We start from the raw sequence: 20,752 nt of genomic DNA on the forward strand, positions 1-20,752 counted from the left end.
GAATGAACATCGAACCGGCCTCACCGACCGTGAAGAACCCGCCCGAGCAGTTCGCGGGCGACGTATGGGTCGACATGATCGCCACCCCGAACACCGCCGATCAACGCATGTCGGTCGCGATCGTACGGTTCGCTCCCGGAGCCCGCACCGCCTGGCACTCGCACGCGCGCGGCCAGTACCTGCGCGTCACCCAGGGCGTTGCCCGGTTCGGCACCCGAGACGGCCAGATCATCGAGGTCCATCCCGGCCAGACGCTGTACACCCCGCCAGGGCAGGACCACTGGCATGCCGCCGCATCCGGGTTCTTCATGGAGCACATCGCGATGTTCGAGGCCGGCGACGACCCGGCCACCAGCACCGTCTGGAAGGAGCACGTCACCAATGCCGAGTACCAAGGGCTCGCCGATGCCGAGGTCGACGGGGGTGACCGATGAGGAAGCCGCTTCTGCCCGCACTTGCCGCAGTTGTCCTCGCGGCGCTTCTCACCGGCTGCGGGACGACCACGGAAGCGACGCCCGGCGCCGGCCCGACGAGCCCGTCCGCGACGTCGACCTCGCCCGCGCCGGCTCAGACGGAATCGCCACCCGCGCCGACCCGGTCGGAGTCCGCCGCCGTCGATCAGATCGTGGGCACCGTCGTGCGTTTCGCGTCCGACCGGACCTCGGTGGGTGTCACCGTCGGGGAGGACAGCCCCACCGTGCGCGACTTCCTCTCCCGGCTTCCGCTCGAGATGACGTTCGAGGAGTTCAACGGCCGGGAGAAGATCGCCTACTTCGACCCGGAACTGACGACCGAGGGATCGCCGGGATCCGACCCGGAGAACGGGGATCTCATCTACTTCGCGTCGTGGGGGAACCTGGGGTTCTATTACAACGCCGATGGCATCGACTACTCGGACGCCACCATTCACATCGGGACGTACTCCGCCGCCGCCGACCAGCTCGCGCTCCTCGAGGGCGGCCAGGTCACGATAGAGGTCGTCGGCGAGTGACGGCGATGTTCAGACGCCGGTCCACACCGGGGAATCGGGGCTTCTGGGCCTCGCGCTCGACGACCGGCAACGCCTTTACGCCTACTCGACCGGTGCGGATGAGAACCGCATCCACCGATTCACCCTTACGCGGGAAGTATGCCACGACGGGTGACGCCGGCCGACGGGAGGCAGCCCAGAGTCTCGACGATCCCGGCGGGAAGATCCTCCGGATGACCCCGAACGGGGGCATCCCGGGCGACAACCCATTCCCCGGCTCGCTCGTGTACAGCCTCGGACACCGCAACCCTCAGGGGATCGCGTGGGACGCGGACGGCAACCTGTTCGCTGCGCCAGAGCATCTTCAGAGCGTTCCAGATGGAGACCCGACCTCGGCGACCTCTACGCCAAGGCCGAACCAGCCGAACGGCGCATGCTCAACCGGGCACTCTTCGACCGGATCACCCTCGAAGACGACGACACCGCGACCATCACACCCAAGCAGGCCATCGCCACGATCCTCGCCAGCGACCCCAGTCCCCACAACGAACGAACCCTGCCCGGCGTTGAAGCGGGGCAGGGTTCGAACGTTTCCGATTACGTGGACCTGAGGGGATTCGAACCCCTGACCTCTTCATTGCGAACGAAGCGCGCTACCAACTGCGCCACAGGCCCGTGAACCTCAGCAAGATTATCATGACTCGGCGAGCGCGATGCGCACCGACGACGGGTCAGCCGGCCGCGCGCTGGCGCAGCATCTCACGCACGTGCGCTTCGATCTCGGCGTCGTCGATGTGACCCATCCGCGCCACCCGCGCCTGCTCCAGCTGGGGCGGCCGCTCGGCCTCGGCGCGCTCGCGCAACGGCTCGTCCAGCGTCGCCTGACGCAGCCGTTCCCGCGCTGCCGCAGCATCCAGCACCGCTGCCGCGCGCGATCCGGCCGACGAGGCGAGGGGCCGGGGCAGCTCCCGCGGCTGCCAGCCACGCTCGTCGCCGACCGCGAAATCGTGCACCGGCAGCGCGGTCCGCCCGGCAGCAAACGTCCGGACCACGACCGGTGCGGCCTCGGCCCGTGCGCGCACCCGCGCCATCCGCACCAGCAGCAGGGCGCACCCGACCGCCACCGCCGACCCGGCCCACACGAGCGTCTGCACGCCGGTCGCCAAAAGCGGCAGCACCCCGAGACCGGCCACGATCAGGCCGAGCGCACCGACGATCGTCACGGTCAGCCGTGCCCGGCGCCGAGCACGGGTCCGCCGCACCTCGGGCAGCCGCTGCACGGCGGCGCGCTGCGCGCGCGCCTGCTCGAGCCGGACCTGCCGCATTGCGTGCTCGGTCCGCTGCTGCTCCACGAGCGTCTGTGTGGCGAGGTCCTCCTGCTCGGCCTGCGCGCGTCTGGCGAGCCCATCGCGTTCGGCCTGCGCCTTGCGCGCCAGCTTCTGCTGGGCCAGCGCCGTGCGCGCGGTCAGCTCGAGCCGCACCTCGTCGGGTGTCTCGCTGGTCTCGGCCAGCACCCGCAGCGCCTGGTTCAGCCGTACCGCATTGCGCGTGGCCGCATCGTACTGATGCCGACTGTGCCAGCTCGGCAGCAGGTACACCAGCCACAGCGCCACCGCCACCAGCACGATGACCCCGCCACCCCACACCTGCCCACCCATGCACACCACGGTATGCGACCGGCACCGCCTTCGGCGGCAACGCTCCGCGTGTCGGACCGGCGGAGGGGCTCAGACCTGCCGGTCCGCCGGCGGGATGGCGGCGGCGGACTGCGGCGCGCGCCCGGCCACCCACCGCGCCAGCACACCATCGGGCACGTCTTCGCGCGTGAGCGCGAACGCGTAGTGGTCACGCCAGTCGCCGTCGATGTGGATGTAGCGCCGACGCAGGCCCTCGTAGCGGAAGCCGAGCTTCTCGACGACCCGCAGACTGGCCTTGTTCTCGGGGCGGATGCAGATCTCCATGCGGTGCAGCCGCATCTCGCGGAAGCAGAAGTCGGTCGCCAGCGCCACGGCGGTCGGCGTGACGTCACGACCGGCGTAGTTCTCGCTGACCCAGTACCCGATGGTCGCCGAGGCGAGTGAGCCGCGCGCGATCCCCCACACGTTCAGCTGACCGGCGACGGCGCCTTCCCACTCCATCACGAACGGCACGCCGTTGCCGTCGCGGTACTGCTGCAGCAGCCGCCGGATGCTCAGGCGCATGTCCAGCGACACCGGACCGTCCGGGCTGGTCGCCTCCCACGGCCGCAGCCAGCCGCGGTTGGAGATCAGTTGATGCTGCAGCACGCGCGCGTCCTTGGTCCGGATCAGCCGGATCGAAACGGCCCCATGCTGCTGCGGGTCGGTGAGATCCACTTCGCCCCCTCGCACGGCGCCTACAGCGTCGCCGCGAACTCCTTGAACCAGGGCCGCAGCTCCGGTCCCAGGTCCGCCCGATCGGCAGCCAGCTGCACGATGGCCTTGATGTAGTCGACCTTATCGCCGGTGTCATAGCGGCGTCCACGGAAGACCACCCCATACACCCCGGCCTCCGGATCCTGAGCCATCTCCTGCAGCGCATCGGTGAGCTGGATCTCGCCGCCCTTGCCGGGCGGGGTGTGCTCGAGGACGCCGAACACCTCCGGCGGCAGCACATAGCGGCCGATGATGGCCAGATTCGACGGCGCGTCCTCGTTGCTGGGCTTCTCGACCAGGCCGGTGACCCGCACCACGTCCGCCTCGCCGGTCGCCTCGACGGCGGCGACACCGTACATGTGGATCTGGGCCGGGTCGACCTCCATCAGCGCGATCACGGCAGCGCCGCGCTTGTCGAACGCGGCCAGCATGGTCGTCAGCAGCGGGTCACGCGAGTCGATGAGGTCATCGCCCAGCAGCACGGCGAACGGATGGTCGCCGACATGGGCCTTGGCGCGCAGGACCGCATGTCCGAGCCCGAGCGGATCGCCCTGACGCACCGTGTGGATGTCGGCCAGGTCGCTGGAGTACTGCACCTTCCGGAGCCGGTCGTCGTCGCCCTTGCGCTGCAGGGTCGACTCCAATTCGGGCACGGCGTCGAAGTGATTGGCGATCGTGTTCTTGTTGCGACCCACGACGATCAGCACATCGTCGATCCCGGAGTCCACGGCCTCTTCCACGACGTATTGGATCGCCGGCTTGTCCACGACCGGCAGCATCTCTTTGGGCATCGCCTTGGTTGCGGGCAGGAAGCGGGTACCGAGGCCCGCGGCGGGGATCACGGCCTTGAAGGGCTTGTGGGTCATCCCCATATGTTATCGACCGTAGAATCAGGAGCATGGCCGACCCGATCGACAATGCCAAGCGCGCGCTGCGCGCTGAACTGCGCGAACGTCGCCAATTGCTCACCGAGGCCGCACGGCGTGACGCCGAATCCGGGATCACCACGCAGCTGAATGCCCTGGTGCAGGCCACCGGGGCACGGTCGGTCTCGTGCTACCTGTCCACGCGGACCGAGCCGGGCACGCGTGCCTTCGTGCGCGCCGCCACCGAGCGCGGCATCCGCGTGCTGCTGCCCATCACCCGCGTCGACGGCCTGCTGGACTGGGCCGTCGCCGATCCGGACGGCGAACTGGTCGAGGGTCTGCTCGGGATGCCCGAGCCGGCCGGCGATCTGCTCGGCCCCATCGCGGTGGGCGAGGTCGACCTGATGATCATTCCCGCCGCCGCCGTCGATCGCACCGGAATGCGACTGGGCTGGGGCCGCGGATATTTCGACAAGACGATCGGCTCGATGCAGGACGGCCCGCCGGTGTACGCGGTCGTCTACGACACCGAGCTCGTCGACGAGGTGCCGCGCGACGTGCACGACCAGCCGGTCGGCGGCGTCGTCACGCCCACACGCACCGTGACACTCGCGCCACAGCGGCGCTGACAGGAGAGCAATGCCCACTTACGCGTATGCCTGCAAGCAGTGCGGTCATCATTTCGATGCCGTGCAGTCCTTCGCCGACCCGGCACTGACCGTCTGCCCGGTGTGCGGCGGCGCGCTGCGCAAGCAGTACGGCTCGATCGGGGTCACCTTCAACGGCCCGGGCTTCTACCGCACCGACTCGCGCAAGACGCCGTCCCCCGGTCACGGGCACAGCCACAGCCACAGCTCGGGCAGCGGTGCGACCACATCGCCGAAGCCGGAGAAGACCGAAAAGCCGAAGGCCGCACCGACGCCGACTGCGGCATCCTGACGCGAGCACCCGGCCCGGCCGGAACCAACACCAGACGCCCCGCGGAACGGATCCACGGGGCGTCTGGTGTGTCAGTCAGGCAGCTGCGGGCTGCTCAGTGCCGCAGTGCAGGCACTTGCTCGCCGCGGCCGGAAGGTCTTCGGACAGGCACGCCGGGCAGGTCTTGGTGGGTGCCGGGTCGCCGAACACGGTCACGCCGCGCCGGGCCTGGATCGTCTTGTACGGCACGACGATCACGAAGTACACCACCGCCATGAAGATGATGAAGTAGATGATCGCCGAGATGAACGAGCCCAGGTCCAGGTAGGTGGCCTTGTTGCCCGCCGCGCCCAGCTGCCAGCCGAGGCCGACGCCCTTGCCGCCTCCGGCCGCCGCGATCAGCGGGTTGATGACGAAGTCTGTGAAGGCCTTCACCAGAGTGCTGAACGCCAGTGCGACGACCAGCCCGATGGCTACGGTGATCACGTCTCCGCGCATCAGGAAGTTCTTGAATCCACGAATCATTTGCTGCCCCCTCTGACAGGCGGCGGTGGTCTACCGCCGCCTCACACAATAGGGCAGCGACGTTCCGATGTCAGTGGGTCCCGCGCGTGTCGGCGCGCCCGGCGCTCAGTAGTGCGGCGGCTTCTCGCGCCGCATCCGCTCGTCGTTGGGGCCGACATTCCCCTCCGGCGTCTGCTCGTCGGCGGCGACGGGCTCGGCCGTGGTCCCCGGTGCCGGCGTCAGCCGTGCGCGCCGCGCACCGCGCGCATGCACGATCCGCTGGCGGCGGATGGGATCAGTCGACATCGATCGGCTGCGTGTCGGCATCGGCGGTCGGGGTCTCCGGGTGCACGCCCAGGATGCCGGCGATCCGCGCCGCGACATCGGCGGGATTGCTGTAGAGATCGAAGGAGTGCACGCGTACATAATGCCACCCGAGCCGGCGCAGCACCTGTGGGCGCAGCCGCAGCGACTCGCGCAGCGACCCGGCGCCGGTCTCGGGGTCGCTCTCGGCGATCACCGCCTTGCCGCCGTACTGGGCCACCAGCGGCAGCAGGCCGCGGTAGTGCACGTCCACCGAGACGCCCAGGCGTCGCAGCTCGCGCGCGAGGGCGAGCGTGAGCGGGTCGGCGAGATCCTCCAGCCGCGCGTCGCGCGCCCGCGTGGCGATGCCGCCGAGCACCGTCATCAGGGTGGCCGCACCGTATTGCAGACGCCCGTCGTCGAATGCCGACGGCCGGATGCAGGAGACGATCACCATCGAGCGGCGGGCGCGGGTCATTCCCACCGTCAGCAGCCGCTCGCCGTCCGGTGTGGACAGGTCGCCGAAGTCGCTGAGCACCCGGCCATGCCGGGTCAGGCCGAAGCCGAGCGAGAAGATCACGCGGTCCCGGCTCTCGGCGACCGATTCCTCCAGCGTCAGCACGGCCAGCGGCTCGGCGGTGTCGCGCGAGACGAAGTCGGCCACGTCCGAACGGCCGGCGAAGGCGGCATCCACCGCCACGCGCACCCGCTCGGCATGCCGCGCGCTGGCGGTGACCACCATCAGCGACTCGGCGCCGCGATTGACGGCATGCTCGATCACGAGGGTGACCACGCGCGCGACCTCGGCGTCCGGGCTCTCCACGGCGCCGGTGTCGGGATCGGGCACGCCCATCCCGCCCTCGACGTAGTCGACCGACAGGCTGCCGCGGCCCAGGTACGAACCGGCCCAGGGCAGCGAGACGAGCTCGCCGCCGTAGAAGGCGTCGTTGACCAGCTCGGCGAGGTCCTCGCCGCCGGCGCGGTAGCTGTGCGTGAGCGTCTCGACCGGCAGCAGCTCGGCCAGGCGCTCGAAGACGCTGATCGCGTCGAACGGCTCGGCGGACTCGTCCGGCTCGTCCTCCGGGCCGAGCGGTCCGGTGGCGATCCGGAAGGGTGTGGGCTGCTGGGTGACCGGGTCACCGAACGCGACCACCTGACGCGCCCGCCGCAGCGCGGGGGCGGCTTCGGCCAGCGACAGCGCGCCGGCATCGGCCAGCAGCACGACATCGAATTCGACGTCGTCGGGGATGCGCGGCACCTCGTACGGCGAGGCGATCCAGGCCGGCACGAGCGTGGCCGACAGGGCGGGAGCGGTGCGCACCAGCTCGGTCGCCGTGATCTCGCCGGCCTGCAGCGCGCGCTTGAGACGCGCCGCTTCGTCGGCGTGATCGACGATGCCGATCCGCCACTGCGTGGAAAGGCGCGCGGCCAGCAACGAGCCGGATGCCGCGACATGGGCCTCGTCCACCAGTCGGTAGTCGCGTTCCAGACGGTCCACCACGGCGGTGTTCGCGCCCAGCAGCGCCCGGTCCGAGCGCAGCAGGTACTCCAGCGCGGACTGCCACCAGGCGTACTCCAGTTCGGCGCGCACCCGGTCTTCGCTCACGTGTCGCACCGACAGCTCGACCAGCAGCTGCTCCAGGCCCATCTGGGCCAGCTCGGCGCGCAGGCTCGCGCGCTCGATGAGGTTGTCGAAGTACTCGGACTCGGCCGCCAGCCCCGCCAGCTCCCGCACCAGCCGCTGCACCGGCAGAGTGCTCAGCGCTTCGGGCCGGCCGTGGTCGGCGCGCCGCAGCACCTGGTCGAGCTCGTCCAGCCCCGCCTGCGTGCGCTGCCACACGCCGTGCACGTCGGCCAGGCCCACCGGGACCTCCGGCACGGCGATGGCGGCGTCGGCGTAGGACTCCCACTGCGTGCGCTGCTGCTGGATGCGCACCAGCGCGTCGTACATGTCGGTCACGTGCACGCCGGGCCGCACGTACTCGCGCGACAGGCGGCGCAGCCGACGGCGGTTGGCGCCGGACAGCTGCGGCGCGTCGCGACGCGGCGCGTGCGCGGCGATGAGCTCGCCCAGCGGGCGCTCGAACACGGTGGGGCTGAACTTGTCGAGCGAATCACGGATGCCGCGCAGCAGGTCCAGGTACTGACCCAGCTCTGCCACGGTGCGAAATGGCCGCATCCGCGTCTGCGCGATCAGCGCGTAGCCGCGCTCCAGCAGGGCCGGCACATCGTCGCGGTGCAGGCGGTGGGCCAGCGCGTGGGCGCTGCGCGCCGCCTCGGTCGAGGCGAAGGCCACGCCGTACCACGGCGAGTCGTCCGGCCCGAACCGGAACTCGCCCAGGCGCGCGGCGGTGGTCAGCTTGTCGGCCGCCTGCGGGCGGCTGGACCTCAGCCGCTGCAGCGTGGCGGCATCGAAGCGGGCGGCGGTGCCGGGGCTCTGGCCGGCGGCGGCCAGTGCAGTCAGCTCGCGCACGACGTCCAGCGCCGACGCGCCGAGTTCCGGGCGCGGCGCCGCCAGCGCGCCGCGATAGTCGCGCAGCACCGTGCGCAGCCGCACCAGCGCATCGTCGATGTCGGCGATCTTCGGCTGTGCGGCTTTCTCGTTGCGGCCGATGGCACGGATCAGGTCGCGGCGCAGGTGCGTGGGCGAGACCGCCAGGCCGCCCAGTCCGATGCCGGCCAGCCGGTGCCGCACGCCCTCCAGTGTGGAACGGCGCGCGCTGACCACGAGCACGCGCTTGCCGTCGTCGATGAGTGCCCCCAGCGCGTTGATCACCGTCTGGGTGCCGCCGGTGCCGGGCAGCGTGTGCACGACGAGGGACTGGCCGTCGGTGATCCGCGCGAGCACCTCCTCCTGCTCGGCGTCGGCGTCCAGCAGCAGCGTGTCGGATGCCGGTGGCCGCTCATCCGGATCGGTGACGGCGGGCCGGCGCCGGTGCAGCATCAGCAGCTCGCGGTCGCCGCTGTGGCCGGCCAGCGCGTTCAGCACCGGGGAGTCGAGGTCGACGAGGTCGCGCTGGATGTGCGCGCCGACATCGCCGAAGGTGGAGATCACGAGGCGCGGGCGCACGCTGAAGGACGGGATGTGCGCGGTCAGCCGGCGCAGCATGTCGATGACCGTCTGCGGCCGGAACACGCCGCCGTCGCGCACCAGCGCCGCCAGGCGCGCGCCGTCGACCTGCACGTCGAACTGCTCGGCCAGGGCGCGCACCAGCTCGGGGTTGGCAGTGAAGGAGCCGTGCAGCTTGAGCTCGAAGTCGCGCAGGTGCCGGCGGATGGCGGTGGGACGCAGCAGCACCGGGGCGCTGTGCATGCGATCGTCGTGGGTCCAGGTCGCCAGACCCACGCCCAGGCGCACCAGATCCAGCCCGCGGGCGGTGCGCAGCTCGACGTTCTTCGCGACGATCTGACCGGCGGTGATCCGCGCATTGCGCAGCGCGACCTCGTCGCGGAACAGGTTCGACAGCAGCGTGGAGCGACCGGTGATGAACTGCGGCAGGCTGCCCGGGTGCGCCCCGGTCATCTCGATGCCGACGTCGACCCCCTCGTGGAAGCACAGCAGCGTGGAGCGGCCGCCGAGGCCGGCCGCCTGGTCGCGGATGCGCTCGCGCTCCGGCTCGGCCACGTGCATCACGCTCACCCCCGACTCCGCGAGCGTGAGTGATTCCGGCATCACATCCGCCGGGGCCGCGTCTGCCACGCCTGCCACCGCACCGCCGCCCTCACCTCGCCACACAGACATACCCTAAGCGGAGCGTCGCCCGGGCGCCGGTACCCTGGGGGAGTTTCATGCGAATCGGCGCGACGCGCCGGACTGATCGGCCGTTCCTCCCCAGCCGGGGGCGCGGATGCCGCTGTGCACAGATCGGCCGCTGCGGCGCCCGGCGCCCTCGCACGCTTGCCAGGATGGGAGCATGACGACCTTCGCAGTGCACTCCACCCCGGTAGGCGACGTGCTGCTGGTCAGCGGCGACGAGGGGCTGGTCACCGCCGACGTGCTGCGCGGCGATGAACAGGAACGGGATCTCTACGCCCTCCTCGCACGGCTGACCCGCAGCCTGCGCACCGTGATCGGCCGGGACGACGACGGCGCCGGGCAGGTGCGCCGGCAGCTGGACGAGTACTTCGCCGGGTCGCGGCGACGATTCGACGTGCCGCTGGACTGGCGGCTGGTGCAGGGATTCGCGCGCGCGGCGCTGCAACAGGTCTGCGACGTGCCATACGGCCAGACCGCCGGGTACGGCGAGATCGCAGCGATGGCCGGCCATCCCCGTGCGGCGCGGGCCGTGGGCAACGCCTGCGCCGGCTCACCGTTCTCGATCATCGTCCCGGTGCACCGGGTGGTGCACGCCGACGGCACGATCGGCGGGTACGGCGGTCGGCTCGAGGTCAAGCGGTTCCTGCTCGAGCTCGAGCGCGCTGCCGGCGAGTAGGCCGCCGGCAGCGCACCCGGCACTTCCGATATCACCGTATTGACCCGCAGAATACGGCGGTATTGCTGCGATCGGGGGAATAGATCACAGGCGTTCGTATTGCATTGACCCAGCAATAGCGTGACGCACGGAATTCTTATTGGCGCGAATTCGACTTCGACCGCTAATGTATTCTCATGGCTCGCAAAATCGTGCATCAGCTCGTTGACGACATCGACGGCACCACCCTCGACCCGGGATCCGGTCAGACCGTGCTGTTCTCTCTGGACGGTGTCTCCTATGAGATAGATCTCACCGACCAGAACGCCGCCCGGCTTCGCGAAGCGCTGGCGCCCTTCGTGGCGGCGGCCCGCGCTGTGGGCGGCTCGCGTCGGCGCGGCACCGGCTCGCGCACGGCCGGCGGCGCCGGACGGCGCGACTATGCGCCGATCCGGGCGTGGGCGGCGGCGAACGGCTACACCGTGTCCGATCGCGGCCGGGTGCCGGCGACGATTCTCGACGCGTACGACGCCGCGCACTGAATCAGCGGATAACCCGCATCGGGAGCCGTCCGGCACCCTTATTCGGCGCATTGATATTCGTCACATACGCGGACCGCTCCGGTCGCGGGCTTAGGCTTGATTTGTCCCGTTCACTTGGAAAGGCCCGTGCATGCCCGGCATCCACCCCGATATCACCACCGCGTTCGGCAACACTCCGCTGGTGCGCCTGAATCACCTCACGGCCGATCTCGGCGCCGAGGTGCTGGCAAAGCTCGAGTACTACAACCCCGGCTCGAGCGTCAAGGACCGGCTGGGCATCGCTCTGGTCAACGCGGCCGAGGCCTCGGGCGAGCTCAAGCCGGGCGGCACGATCGTGGAGTCCACGAGCGGCAACACCGGCATCGCGCTGGCCCTGGTGGGCGCAGCCCGCGGCTACCACGTCATCATCACGATGCCGGCGTCGCTGTCCAAGGAGCGCCGCTATCTGCTGCGGGCCCTGGGCGCCGAGGTCGTGCTGACCGACCCGCACAAGGGCATGACCGGTGCGATCGCGATCGCCGAGGACATCGTCGCCAAGACGGAGGGGGCGATCCTGGCGAAGCAGTTCGACAACCCCGCGAACGCCGAGATCCACCGCACCACCACCGCCGAGGAGATCTGGCGCGACACCGACGGCGACGTCGATGTCTTCGTGGCCGGCGTCGGCACCGGCGGCACCATCACCGGTGTCGGCCAGGTGCTCAAGCAGCGCAAGCCGGACGTGCGCGTGGTGGCCGTCGAGCCCAGCGACTCGCCGCTGCTGGCCACCGGGCACCCGGGCCCGGCGCGGATCCAGGGCATCGGCCCGAACTTCGTGCCGCCGGTGCTGGACACGACGATCTACGACGAGGTCATCGGCGTGGGCTACGAGGACTCGCTGAGCACCTCGCGGGCCCTGGCCGCCCGGGAGGGCATCCTGTGCGGCATGTCGGCCGGAGCCGCCGTGTGGGCGGCGCTGCAGGTCGCCGCACGGCCCGAGAACGCGGGCAAGCGGATCGTCGTGATCGTGCCCGACACGGGTGAGCGGTATCTGAGCACGGCCCTGTTCGCGGACGTGCGCGAGGCCTGACATGTCGGTCTGGTCACGGATCCGTGAGGATGTCGCCGCAGCACGGCTGCGGGATCCGGCCGCGCGCAGCGGCCTGGAGATCGCGCTGCTGTACCCGGGGTTGCACGCCGTGTGGGCCTACCGCGTGTGGCATGCGCTGTGGGTGCGCCGGCTGCGGTTCGTCGCGCGCGCCGGGTCGCAGGTGACCCGATGGCTCACCGGCATCGAGATCCACCCCGGCGCAGAGATCGGCCGCCGGCTGTTCATCGACCACGGCATGGGTGTCGTGATCGGCGAGACGACCGAGATCGGCGACGACGTGATGCTCTACCACGGGGTGACCCTGGGCGGCCGCACCCGCAACGCGGGCAAGCGGCATCCGACCATCGGCGACGGGGTCGCCGTCGGCGCCGGAGCCAAAGTGCTGGGGCCGATCACGATCGGCGCGGGCAGCGCGGTCGGGGCGAATGCCGTCGTGACGCGCGATGCGCCGCCCGACAGCGTCCTGGTCGGGGTGCCGGCGAAGCCGCGCGCCCATCGGCCCGGCGAGGACACCCGGGCCCTCCTGACGGCGCCCGAATACTACATCTGACCGGTCAGGACGCGTCGGCCAGTGCCGCCAGGCGCTCCTGCTCGTCGGCCTGGATCGCCGACTCGATGACCGGATCCAGAGCGCCGTCCATCACCTGATCGAGGTTGTACGCCTTGTAGCCGGTGCGGTGGTCGGCGATCCGGTTCTCCGGGAAGTTGTAGGTGCGGATCCGCTCGGAGCGGTCCATGCCGCGGATCTGCGAGTGTCGGGCATCGGATGCCGCCGCCGCCAGCTCCTCCTGCTGCCGGGCCAGCAGCCGCGCGCGCAGCACGCGCATGCCGGCCTCGCGGTTCTGCAGCTGGCTCTTCTCGTTCTGCATCGAGACGACGATGCCGGTCGGCAGGTGCGTGATGCGCACCGCGGAGTCGGTGGTGTTCACCGACTGGCCGCCGGGGCCGGAGGACCGGTAGACGTCGATCTTCAGGTCGTTCGGGCCGATCTCTATCTCTTCGGGCTCATCGACCTCGGGGAAGACCAGCACGCCGGTCGTCGAGGTGTGGATGCGCCCTTGCGACTCGGTGGCCGGCACCCGCTGCACGCGGTGCACGCCGCCCTCGTACTTCAGGTGCGCCCAGACGCCCTGCGCCGGGTCGGCGGCGGAGCCCTTGATCGCGACCTGCACGTCCTTGTAGCCGCCCAGGTCCGATTCGTTACGCTCGAGCAGCTCGGTCTTCCAGCCCTTCGAGGCGGCGTACTGCAGGTACATGCGCAGCAGATCAGCGGCGAACAGCGCCGACTCGGCGCCGCCCTCGCCCTGTTTGATCTCCATGATCACGTCGCGGGCGTCATCGGGGTCGCGCGGGATCAGCAGCCGGCGCAGCCGCTCCTGCGCCTGTGCCAGGTGCTCGGCGAGCTCGGGCACCTCTGCGGCGAAGGCGTCGTCCTCGCGCGCGAGCTCGCGTGCGGCATCCAGATCATCGGATGCCGCACGCCAGGCGTCGTACGCCGCGACGATCTTCGACAGCTCGGCGTAGCGGCGGTTCACCCGCTTGGCGCGCGCCGCATCCGCGTGCACGGCCGGGTCGGACAACTCCTCCTGGACGGCCTTGTGCTCCTGGAGCAGAGCCCTCACGGACTCGAACATGGCGGGCTCGGACACGGCGCGCCACCCTCAGCGGATGCTGTTCTCGTGCCCGTGGCTGTGGCCGCCCCCGTGGCCTGCGGCCGGCGCGGGAATCGACTTCTGCATCTGCACGAGGAACTCGACGTTGGACTGCGTCTCCTTCAGCTTGCCGAGCACGACCTCCAGGGCCTGCTGCGGGTCCAGGCCCGCCAGTGCGCGGCGCAGCTTCCAGGTGATCCTGACCTCGTCGGGGTTCAGCAGCATCTCTTCGCGGCGGGTGCTGGACGCGTTCACGTCCACTGCCGGGAAGATCCGCTTGTCGGCCAGCTGGCGGCTCAGTCGCAGTTCGCTGTTGCCGGTGCCCTTGAACTCCTCGAAGATGACGTCATCCATCTTGGAGCCGGTCTCCACCAGCGCCGTGGCCAGGATCGTGAGCGATCCGCCGTTCTCGATGTTGCGAGCGGCGCCGAAGAAGCGCTTGGGCGGGTACAGCGCCGCCGCGTCCACGCCGCCGCTGAGCACGCGGCCGCTGGTGGGCGCCGACACGTTGTAGGCGCGGCCGAGCCGCGTGATCGAATCCAGCAGCACGACCACGTCGCGGCCGAGCTCGACCAGTCGCTTGGCGCGCTCGATGGCCAGCTCCGCGACCGTGGTGTGGTCCTCGGCGGGGCGGTCGAAGGTCGAGGCGATGACCTCGCCCTTGACCGTGCGCTCCATGTCGGTGACCTCTTCGGGACGCTCGTCGACGAGGACGACCATCAGGTGCACCTCGGGGTTGTTCGTCGCGATGGCGTTCGCGATCTGCTGCAGCACGATCGTCTTGCCGGCCTTGGGCGGTGCGACGATGAGCCCGCGCTGACCCTTGCCGATCGGGGCGATCAGGTCGATGATGCGCTGGGTCAGCTTCTCGGGCACCGTCTCCAGGCGCAGGCGCTCCTGCGGGTACAGCGGGGTCAGCTTGCCGAACTCGACGCGCGCGGCGGCGTCCTCCACGCTGAGCCCGTTGATCGCGTCGACCTTGACCAGGGCGTGGTACTTCTGGCGGCCGGACTGCTCGCCCTCGCGCGGCTGCTTGATGGCGCCGACGATCGCGTCGCCCTTGCGCAGGTTGTACTTCTTGACCTGGCCCAGCGACACGTACACGTCGTTCGCGCCGGGCAGGTAGCCGGTGGTGCGCACGAAGGCGTAGTTGTCGAGCACGTCCAGGATGCCGGCGATCGGGATCAGGACATCGTCCGCGCTGATCTCGGTCTCGAACTCGTCGCCGCCCTGGCCGCGGCGCTTGCCGCGCTGGCGGTTGCGGCCCGAGTCGTCGTCGCTGTCGGCGGAGGAGCCCTGGTGCTGCGAACCATTGCCGCCGTTGGAGCTGCGGTTGCGGTTGCGGTTGCGGTTGCGGTTGCGGCCGCGTGAGGGCTGATCGCTGCTCTGCTCGTCGGCGTGATCGCCGTGATCGGTGTGATCATCGTGATCGGTGTGATCGCCGTGATCGGTGCGGTCAGTGTGGTCGCCGGCGTGCTCGGCGTCGGATGCCTCGGCGCGCGCCCGGCCCGACCGTCCTCGGCCAGAACCGGTCTGCCCGGCTGCGGCATCCGTCTCGTCTGCGGCGGTTTTCTCGGCCGGCTTGTTGGCGGTCTTGTCCGCGGACGAATCAGCGGGCTCGTCGGCCGGTCGGCCGGCGGCGTTCTCGGCGGATGCGTCAGTGCCCTTGCGGTCGGATGCCTCGACCGGCGCGGCTGCGGACTCGGCCGATGCGGTGTCCGCCTCGGCGGCCGTCTTCTTGGCCGGGGCCCTGCGGGCCCGGGTGGTCTTCTTGACCGGCGCCTCTGCAGACGCGTCGGTGGCGGATGCCTCGGCCGGTGCGCGCGTCTCGGCCGGTGCGGGTGCTTCGGCCGGTGCGGGTGCTTCGGCCGGCGCCTGGGTCTCGGCGGGCGCCGACGACTCGGGCGTGACGACCTCGGTCTTGGCGCGGCGCGGGGCGCGCTTGCGCGGCGCCTTGGCGGGCTCGGCCTCGGCCGGAGCGGCCGCATCGGTGCGGTCGGCGACAGATGCGTCGGCGGTGCGGATCTCGGAGATGGACTCCACGAGTTCTCCCTTGTGAACGATTGGTTGATGATGCATGACCGCACGGCGGCGTCGGTGACGCGCCGGTATGCCCCTGAGCCGGATCAGATACCGGGGACAGGCCCTCAGGACCTGGCCGGTACGATGACGCCGGCTGTCGGGGGCAGTGCGGGGGTTCGCAGAAATGCGATGGAGGGTGAGATTTTTGCGGCCTTACGACGCGTGCGAAGCAGGCTGCTGTGCATCCTCCGAATGCTCCTTCACTGTACCACCCTTGAAGTCGACGGCGAGCAACAGTGGCTCCCAGGGCGTGTCCGTGACGGCGGCCGCCAGCCGCACCGCTTCCAGCCGCCGGCCCGGTCCGTCGGCCAGCACGAGCACGCTCGGCCCGGCGCCGGACAGCACCGCCGCATACCCGGCCTCGCGCAGCCGGTGCACAAGCTGGTCGGTGGCGGGCATCGCCTGGGCACGGTAGTTCTGGTGCAGCTTGTCGTCGGTGGCGGCCAGCAGCAGTTCGGGGCTCTGCGTGAGCGCGGCGATCAGCAGCGCCGAGCGGGACACGTTGAACACGGCGTCCTCGCGCGGCACCTGCAGTGGCGCCAGCGCGCGCGAGATGCGGGTGGGCATCGTGGTCTCGGGCACGAACACGACCGGCGAGACGCCGCGGTGCACGAGCAGCTTCTTGTACTGCGGGCCGTGCTCGTCCAGCCAGGCGATCGTCAGCCCGCCGAACAGTGCGGGTGCGACGTTGTCGGGATGCCCTTCCAGCTCGGTGGCCAGCCGCAGCAGCAGCGAGGGGCCGAACTCGACATCCCCCGCCAGCAGTCCCTGCGCGGCCAGCAGCCCCGCCACGACGGCGGCGCCGGAGGAGCCGAGCCCGCGGCCGTGCGGGATGACGATGCGGGTCGACAGCGCGATCCCGGGCATCCGCCGACCGACCGCCTCGAAGGCGTAGGCCATCGAGCGCACCACGAGGTTGCTCGCGTCGCGCGGCACATTCTCGGCACCGGGACCGTCCACCTCGATGCGCAGCTGCCCTTCGGGCAGCGCCTGCACGATCAGCTCGTCGTACAGGCTCAGGGCCAGGCCCAGAGTGTCGAACCCCGGGCCGAGGTTCGCGCTGGTGGCGGGCACCCGCACCACGACGGCACGGCCGCCCACCACCGGGCTCGGCGGTGCTGGGCTCACTCCGGCGCCTCGGTACGGGACAGGGCGAGCACTTCGGCGACCTCGTGCGTGTCGGCGTCGACGACCATCGGGTGCACCTCGCTGCCGTCGGCGTTGCGCAGCGCCCACTGCGGGTCCTTCAGTCCGTGCCCGGTGACGGTGAGCACGATACGCGCCCCGGCCGGGATGATGCCGGCTTCGGCGCGGTCCAGGAGGCCGGCGACGCTGATCGCCGACGCCGGCTCGACGAAGATGCCGACCTCGGCGGCCAGCAGCTTCTGCGCCGCGAGGATGCGGGTGTCGTCGATCGCGCCGAACCAGCCGTTCGTGGCGTCGCGCGCCTGAAGTGCCAGGTGCCACGAGGCCGGGTTGCCGATCCGGATGGCACTGGCGACCGTCTCGGGGCTGGTGACGACCTCGCCGCGCACGATCGGGGCGGACCCCTCGGCCTGGAACCCGAACATGCGCGGGAGGCGGGTGGATGCGCCGCGCTCGGCCTCTTCCCGGTAGCCGCGGGTGTAGGCCGTGTAGTTGCCGGCGTTGCCGACCGGGATGAAGTGGAAGTCCGGCGCGTCGCCGAGGACCTCGACGATCTCGTAGGCGGCGGTCTTCTGCCCCTCGATGCGGTCGGGGTTGACCGAGTTGACCAGATGCACCGGGTAGTTCGCCGCCAGCTCGCGGGCGATCTCGAGGCAGTCGTCGAAATTGCCGCGCACCTGGATGAGCCGCCCGTCGTGCGCGACCGCCTGGCTCAGCTTGCCCATCGCGATCTTGCCCTCGGGCACCAGCACGGCGGCGGTGATGCCGGCATGCGCGGCATAGGCGGCGGCGGAGGCCGAAGTGTTGCCGGTGGATGCGCAGATCACCGCCTTCGCGCCCTGCTCGACGGCCCGCGACAGGGCCACGGTCATGCCGCGGTCCTTGAACGAGCCGGTGGGGTTCATCCCCTCGTACTTCACCCACACGTCGGCGCCGGTCCGGCGCGAGAGCGCGGGGGCCGGCAGCAGCGGGGTGCCGCCCTCGCCCAGGGTAACGACGGTGGAGGCGTCGGTCACGCCCAGTCGGTCGGCGTATTCGCGGAGTACTCCGCGCCAAAGATGTGCCATCTCAATCTCCTTCCACGCGCAGCACCGAGACGACGCGCTCGACGACGTCGTCCGCGGCGAGCCGGGTCACGGTCTCGCTGAGGTCCTGCTCCAAAGCCTTGTGTGTGCCGATGACCAGGCGGGCGAAGCCCGTGCCCGCCTCGCCCGCGGCTGGTTGCTGCGACTGCTCGACGGTGGCGATCGAGACGTGTCCTTCGCTGAGGATGCCTGCCACCCGCGCCAGCACGCCCGGACGGTCGCGCACCTCGAGGGTGATCTGATAGCGGGTGACCACCTGGCCGATGTCGACCGTGGGCAGGCCGGCCCGGGTCGACTCGCCCACGCCGACTCCCCCGGCGATATGGCGGCGGGCGGCCGAGACGACGTCGCCGAGCACGGCGGACGCGGTCTGCACGCCGCCGGCGCCGGCGCCGTAGAACATCAGATCGCCGGCCGCCTCGGCCTGCACGAACACGGCGTTGTTCACCCCGTGCACGCTGGCCAGCGGATGCGAGCGGGCGACCAGGGCCGGGTAGACACGCACCGAGATGGCCTCGGCCGCCGGGTCGTCGCCGCGGCCGGTGAGTCGTTCGCACACCGCGAGCAGCTTGATGACGTAGCCGGCATGACGAGCGGCATCCATCATCGACTTCGTGACGGACGTGATGCCCTCACGGTGCACGGCCTGGAGCGGGACGGTGGTGTGGAACGCCAGACTCGCCAGGATCGCGGCCTTCTGCGCCGCGTCGTAGCCCTCGATGTCGGCGGTCGGGTCGGCCTCGGCGTAGCCCAGCCGCTGCGCGTCGGCCAGCACGTCGGCCATCTCGGCGCCCTCGGTGTCCATCCGGTCGAGGATGTAGTTGGTCGTCCCGTTGACGATGCCCATGATCCGCTGCACCCGGTCGCCGGCCAGCGAGTCGCGCAGCGGGCGGATGATCGGGATCGCGCCGGCCGCGGCCGCCTCGTAATAGACCGATGCGCCGACCTGATCGGCGGCGTCGAAGATCTCGACGCCATGCGTGGCCAGCAGCGCCTTGTTCGCCGTGACGACGTCGGCGCCCGAGTTGATCGCCTGCAGGATGTATCCCCGCGCCGGCTCGATGCCGCCCATCAGCTCGATGACGATGTCGCTGCCCACGATCAGCGTCTCGGCGTCGGTGGTCAGCAGCTCGGCGGGCAGCTCCACGTCGCGCGGCGCGTGCACATCGCGCACGGCGATGCCGGCCAGTTCCAGCTCGGCCCCGGCCCGGTCGGCGAGCTCGGCGGAGTGGGTCAGGAGCAGGTCGGCGACCTGGGACCCGACGGCGCCGGCCCCCAGAAGTGCGACGCGCAGGCGGCGGTAATCGATCATGCGTTCCCTTCGGCAGCGATCCCGGCATCTCGATGCAGCAGATCGGCGATCGTCTCTCCGCGCACGATGACGCGGGCGGATCCGTCTCGCACGGCCACGACGGCCGGGCGCGGCAGGTAGTTGTAGTTGCTGGCCAGCGAGAAGCAGTATGCGCCGGTGGCCGGCACCGCCAGCAAGTCGCCGGGGGCGACGTCGCCGGGCAGGTATTCGTGGTCGACGACGATGTCGCCGGACTCGCAGTGCTTGCCGACCACCCGCACCAGCGCAGGCTCGGCGGTGGAGGTGCGCGAGGCGATCCGGGCGGAGAACTCGGCGCCGTAGAGCGCGGGCCGCGCGTTGTCGCTCATGCCGCCGTCGACGCTGACATACAGCCGCTGCGCGCCGGGGAGCCGTACCGGCTTGGTGGTGCCCACCTCGTACAGCGTGATGCCGGCCGTGCCCACGATCGCACGGCCCGGTTCGAACGCGAGGTCGGGGACGGGGATGCCGCGCACCGCGCACTCCTGCGCGACGGCGTCGACGATGCCGGCGGCGAGCTGCTCGATCGGGGTGGGGTCGTCGACGCTGGTGTAGGCGATGCCGAAGCCGCCGCCGAGGTTCAGCAGCGGGATCGGGCCGCCCTCGAGCAACCGCGCGTGCAGGTCGACCAGCCGCGCAGCCGATTCGGCGAAGCCGGCGACGCCGAAGATCTGCGAGCCGATGTGGCAGTGCAGGCCCACGAACCCCAGCGTGTCGAGTCCGCGGATGCGGGCGACCGCGGCGGGTGCGTCGTCGAGGGCGAAGCCGAACTTCTGGTCTTCATGCGCGGTCGCCAGGAAGTCGTGGGTCTCGGCGTGCACACCGCTGTTCACACGCAGCAGCACGGGCTGCACAGCGCCGCGACGGGCGGCGACGGCGGCCAGCCGCTCCAACTCGATCAGGCTGTCGACGATGATCGTGCCGACACCGACATCGACGGCGCGCTCGAGCTCGGCGACGCTCTTGTTGTTGCCGTGGAAGCCGATCCGGGCGGGGTCCGCACCGGCGGCCAGGGCGAGCTCGAGCTCTCCCTGGCTGCACACGTCGACGGCCAGACCTTCTTCGGTGACCCAGCGGACCACTTCGGCGGACAGGAACGCCTTGCCGGCGTAATAGATGCGGGAGCGGATGCCGTGGGCCGACGTCGCCGCGGCGAAGGCGGTGACGGTGCGGCGGGCGCGGGTGCGCACTTCGTCTTCGTCCAGGACGTACAGCGGGGTGCCGAAGCGCTCGCGCAGCCGGCCCGCGGCCACGCCGCCCACGATCAGCTGGCCGTCGTCGTCGCGGTGGGCCGAAGCAGGCCAGACGGCCGCGGCGAGCGCGTTGGCGTCATCGGGCACTGTCAACCAGGCCGGTGCGACCGGATGGGAGGACGAGGCGGACAAGGATCGGACCAATCAGTGAATGCGTCGACGCGCACCGGGTAGTGCCTGCCAGTCTATGGCACCGGGCCGTGCGG

At 70.8% G+C, this 20,752-nt stretch carries 21 protein-coding genes and 1 tRNA gene; 9 read left to right on the forward strand and 13 right to left on the reverse strand.

Going from position 1 to position 20,752, the window contains the following annotated elements:
• Positions 1 to 2 precede the first annotated feature (2 nt).
• From ABD705_RS09955 to ABD705_RS16110, 3 genes are all read left to right on the forward strand, one after another.
• The gene (locus ABD705_RS09955; RefSeq protein ID WP_344783090.1) at positions 3 to 434 is read left to right on the forward strand and encodes a (R)-mandelonitrile lyase; all 432 of its coding nucleotides are present in this window, start codon (positions 3 to 5) and stop codon (positions 432 to 434) included.
• A 191-nt stretch (positions 435 to 625) separates the two neighbouring features.
• Entirely contained in the window at positions 626 to 991 is a 366-nt protein-coding gene (locus tag ABD705_RS09960; RefSeq protein WP_344783092.1) for a cyclophilin-like fold protein, read from the forward strand.
• A gap of 98 nt (positions 992 to 1,089) precedes the next feature.
• Positions 1,090 to 1,581 (forward strand): PQQ-dependent sugar dehydrogenase, encoded by a 492-nt coding sequence (locus ABD705_RS16110; RefSeq protein ID WP_425562066.1) that lies wholly within the window; start codon positions 1,090 to 1,092, stop codon positions 1,579 to 1,581.
• On the opposite strand, the gene ABD705_RS09970 is transcribed toward ABD705_RS16110, so the two are convergent.
• The 4 genes from ABD705_RS09970 to galU all read right to left on the reverse strand — a co-directional run bounded on the left by ABD705_RS09970 (position 1,573) and on the right by galU (position 4,229).
• A tRNA-Ala gene (locus tag ABD705_RS09970) sits at positions 1,573 to 1,645 on the reverse strand. The genes ABD705_RS16110 and ABD705_RS09970 overlap by 9 nt on opposite strands.
• Positions 1,646 to 1,701: 56 nt before the next feature.
• Positions 1,702 to 2,628, reverse strand: coding sequence for a large exoprotein (locus ABD705_RS09975; protein WP_344783094.1), 927 nt, complete (start codon positions 2,626 to 2,628; stop codon positions 1,702 to 1,704).
• A 69-nt stretch (positions 2,629 to 2,697) separates the two neighbouring features.
• Positions 2,698 to 3,324, reverse strand: a complete 627-nt coding sequence (locus tag ABD705_RS09980; RefSeq protein WP_344783096.1) for a GNAT family N-acetyltransferase — start codon at positions 3,322 to 3,324, stop codon at positions 2,698 to 2,700.
• Between the two features lie 20 nt (positions 3,325 to 3,344).
• The gene (galU, locus tag ABD705_RS09985; RefSeq protein WP_344783098.1) at positions 3,345 to 4,229 is read right to left on the reverse strand and encodes a UTP--glucose-1-phosphate uridylyltransferase GalU; all 885 of its coding nucleotides are present in this window, start codon (positions 4,227 to 4,229) and stop codon (positions 3,345 to 3,347) included.
• A 32-nt stretch (positions 4,230 to 4,261) separates the two neighbouring features.
• Between galU and ABD705_RS09990 the strand changes: the two genes are divergently transcribed.
• Both ABD705_RS09990 and ABD705_RS09995 read left to right on the forward strand, forming a co-directional pair.
• Positions 4,262 to 4,858 (forward strand): 5-formyltetrahydrofolate cyclo-ligase, encoded by a 597-nt coding sequence (locus tag ABD705_RS09990; protein ID WP_344783100.1) that lies wholly within the window; start codon positions 4,262 to 4,264, stop codon positions 4,856 to 4,858.
• Between the two features lie 10 nt (positions 4,859 to 4,868).
• A complete protein-coding gene (locus tag ABD705_RS09995) occupies positions 4,869 to 5,168 on the forward strand; it encodes an FmdB family zinc ribbon protein (protein WP_344783102.1) in 300 nt (99 codons plus the stop codon).
• Positions 5,169 to 5,243: 75 nt separating this feature from the next.
• Here ABD705_RS09995 and ABD705_RS10000 read toward each other — a convergent pair whose 3' ends face one another.
• The 3 genes from ABD705_RS10000 to ABD705_RS10010 form a co-directional block, all read right to left on the reverse strand.
• The gene (locus ABD705_RS10000) at positions 5,244 to 5,672 is read right to left on the reverse strand and encodes a large conductance mechanosensitive channel protein MscL (protein ID WP_344783104.1); all 429 of its coding nucleotides are present in this window, start codon (positions 5,670 to 5,672) and stop codon (positions 5,244 to 5,246) included.
• Positions 5,673 to 5,777: 105 nt separating this feature from the next.
• Positions 5,778 to 5,957, reverse strand: a complete 180-nt coding sequence (locus tag ABD705_RS10005) for a hypothetical protein (RefSeq protein ID WP_344783106.1) — start codon at positions 5,955 to 5,957, stop codon at positions 5,778 to 5,780.
• Positions 5,947 to 9,696, reverse strand: a complete 3,750-nt coding sequence (locus ABD705_RS10010) for an AAA family ATPase (protein WP_425562067.1) — start codon at positions 9,694 to 9,696, stop codon at positions 5,947 to 5,949. Before ABD705_RS10010 ends, ABD705_RS10005 begins: the two co-directional genes overlap by 11 nt.
• Before the next feature lie 172 nt (positions 9,697 to 9,868).
• On the opposite strand from ABD705_RS10010, the gene ABD705_RS10015 reads away from it, so the two are divergent.
• The 4 genes from ABD705_RS10015 to epsC all read left to right on the forward strand — a co-directional run bounded on the left by ABD705_RS10015 (position 9,869) and on the right by epsC (position 12,548).
• Entirely contained in the window at positions 9,869 to 10,387 is a 519-nt protein-coding gene (locus tag ABD705_RS10015; protein WP_344783108.1) for a methylated-DNA--[protein]-cysteine S-methyltransferase, read from the forward strand.
• A gap of 176 nt (positions 10,388 to 10,563) precedes the next feature.
• Positions 10,564 to 10,908 (forward strand): histone-like nucleoid-structuring protein Lsr2, encoded by a 345-nt coding sequence (locus tag ABD705_RS10020; RefSeq protein WP_344783110.1) that lies wholly within the window; start codon positions 10,564 to 10,566, stop codon positions 10,906 to 10,908.
• A gap of 130 nt (positions 10,909 to 11,038) precedes the next feature.
• Entirely contained in the window at positions 11,039 to 11,977 is a 939-nt protein-coding gene (gene cysK, locus ABD705_RS10025) for a cysteine synthase A (RefSeq protein ID WP_344783112.1), read from the forward strand.
• A 1-nt stretch (position 11,978) separates the two neighbouring features.
• Positions 11,979 to 12,548, forward strand: coding sequence for a serine O-acetyltransferase EpsC (gene epsC / locus ABD705_RS10030; protein WP_344783114.1), 570 nt, complete (start codon positions 11,979 to 11,981; stop codon positions 12,546 to 12,548).
• A 4-nt stretch (positions 12,549 to 12,552) separates the two neighbouring features.
• Here the strand turns inward: epsC and prfA are convergent, their stop codons facing one another.
• The 6 genes from prfA to lysA all read right to left on the reverse strand — a co-directional run bounded on the left by prfA (position 12,553) and on the right by lysA (position 20,678).
• A complete protein-coding gene (gene prfA / locus ABD705_RS10035) occupies positions 12,553 to 13,632 on the reverse strand; it encodes a peptide chain release factor 1 (protein WP_344783530.1) in 1,080 nt (359 codons plus the stop codon).
• A 27-nt stretch (positions 13,633 to 13,659) separates the two neighbouring features.
• Complete coding sequence (gene rho / locus ABD705_RS10040) at positions 13,660 to 15,693, reverse strand: transcription termination factor Rho (RefSeq protein WP_344783116.1); 2,034 nt, start codon at positions 15,691 to 15,693, stop codon at positions 13,660 to 13,662.
• Between the two features lie 192 nt (positions 15,694 to 15,885).
• Positions 15,886 to 16,860 carry a homoserine kinase gene (thrB, locus tag ABD705_RS10045; protein WP_344783118.1) on the reverse strand — a complete coding sequence of 325 codons (975 nt, stop codon included), beginning with the start codon at positions 16,858 to 16,860 and terminating at the stop codon, positions 15,886 to 15,888.
• Positions 16,857 to 17,945, reverse strand: coding sequence for a threonine synthase (thrC, locus tag ABD705_RS10050; protein ID WP_344783120.1), 1,089 nt, complete (start codon positions 17,943 to 17,945; stop codon positions 16,857 to 16,859). The genes thrB and thrC overlap by 4 nt, the downstream gene beginning before the upstream one ends.
• 1 nt (position 17,946) lies before the next feature.
• The gene (locus tag ABD705_RS10055; protein WP_344783122.1) at positions 17,947 to 19,275 is read right to left on the reverse strand and encodes a homoserine dehydrogenase; all 1,329 of its coding nucleotides are present in this window, start codon (positions 19,273 to 19,275) and stop codon (positions 17,947 to 17,949) included.
• Complete coding sequence (gene lysA, locus ABD705_RS10060) at positions 19,272 to 20,678, reverse strand: diaminopimelate decarboxylase (RefSeq protein ID WP_344783124.1); 1,407 nt, start codon at positions 20,676 to 20,678, stop codon at positions 19,272 to 19,274. The genes ABD705_RS10055 and lysA overlap by 4 nt, the downstream gene beginning before the upstream one ends.
• Between the last annotated feature and the right edge of the window lie 74 nt (positions 20,679 to 20,752).

This window comes from Microbacterium kribbense (assembly GCF_039537285.1).
Classification (GTDB): Bacteria; Actinomycetota; Actinomycetes; order Actinomycetales; family Microbacteriaceae; genus Microbacterium; species Microbacterium kribbense.

Coding starts and splice junctions, on each gene's coding strand:
- galU (WP_344783098.1), bottom strand. CDS start 4,229: ATGACCCACAAGCCCTTCAAGGCCGTGATCCCCGCCGCGGGCCTCGGT.
- ABD705_RS10055 (WP_344783122.1), bottom strand. CDS start 19,275: ATGATCGATTACCGCCGCCTGCGCGTCGCACTTCTGGGGGCCGGCGCC.
- prfA (WP_344783530.1), bottom strand. CDS start 13,632: ATGTTCGAGTCCGTGAGGGCTCTGCTCCAGGAGCACAAGGCCGTCCAG.
- ABD705_RS10005 (WP_344783106.1), bottom strand. CDS start 5,957: ATGTCGACTGATCCCATCCGCCGCCAGCGGATCGTGCATGCGCGCGGT.
- ABD705_RS09955 (WP_344783090.1), top strand. CDS start 3: ATGAACATCGAACCGGCCTCACCGACCGTGAAGAACCCGCCCGAGCAG.
- cysK (WP_344783112.1), top strand. CDS start 11,039: ATGCCCGGCATCCACCCCGATATCACCACCGCGTTCGGCAACACTCCG.
- ABD705_RS09975 (WP_344783094.1), bottom strand. CDS start 2,628: ATGGGTGGGCAGGTGTGGGGTGGCGGGGTCATCGTGCTGGTGGCGGTG.
- ABD705_RS09990 (WP_344783100.1), top strand. CDS start 4,262: ATGGCCGACCCGATCGACAATGCCAAGCGCGCGCTGCGCGCTGAACTG.
- ABD705_RS10020 (WP_344783110.1), top strand. CDS start 10,564: ATGGCTCGCAAAATCGTGCATCAGCTCGTTGACGACATCGACGGCACC.
- epsC (WP_344783114.1), top strand. CDS start 11,979: ATGTCGGTCTGGTCACGGATCCGTGAGGATGTCGCCGCAGCACGGCTG.
- ABD705_RS09995 (WP_344783102.1), top strand. CDS start 4,869: ATGCCCACTTACGCGTATGCCTGCAAGCAGTGCGGTCATCATTTCGAT.
- ABD705_RS10015 (WP_344783108.1), top strand. CDS start 9,869: ATGACGACCTTCGCAGTGCACTCCACCCCGGTAGGCGACGTGCTGCTG.
- thrC (WP_344783120.1), bottom strand. CDS start 17,945: ATGGCACATCTTTGGCGCGGAGTACTCCGCGAATACGCCGACCGACTG.
- ABD705_RS10000 (WP_344783104.1), bottom strand. CDS start 5,672: ATGATTCGTGGATTCAAGAACTTCCTGATGCGCGGAGACGTGATCACC.
- ABD705_RS10010 (WP_425562067.1), bottom strand. CDS start 9,696: ATGTCTGTGTGGCGAGGTGAGGGCGGCGGTGCGGTGGCAGGCGTGGCA.
- ABD705_RS16110 (WP_425562066.1), top strand. CDS start 1,090: ATGAGAACCGCATCCACCGATTCACCCTTACGCGGGAAGTATGCCACG.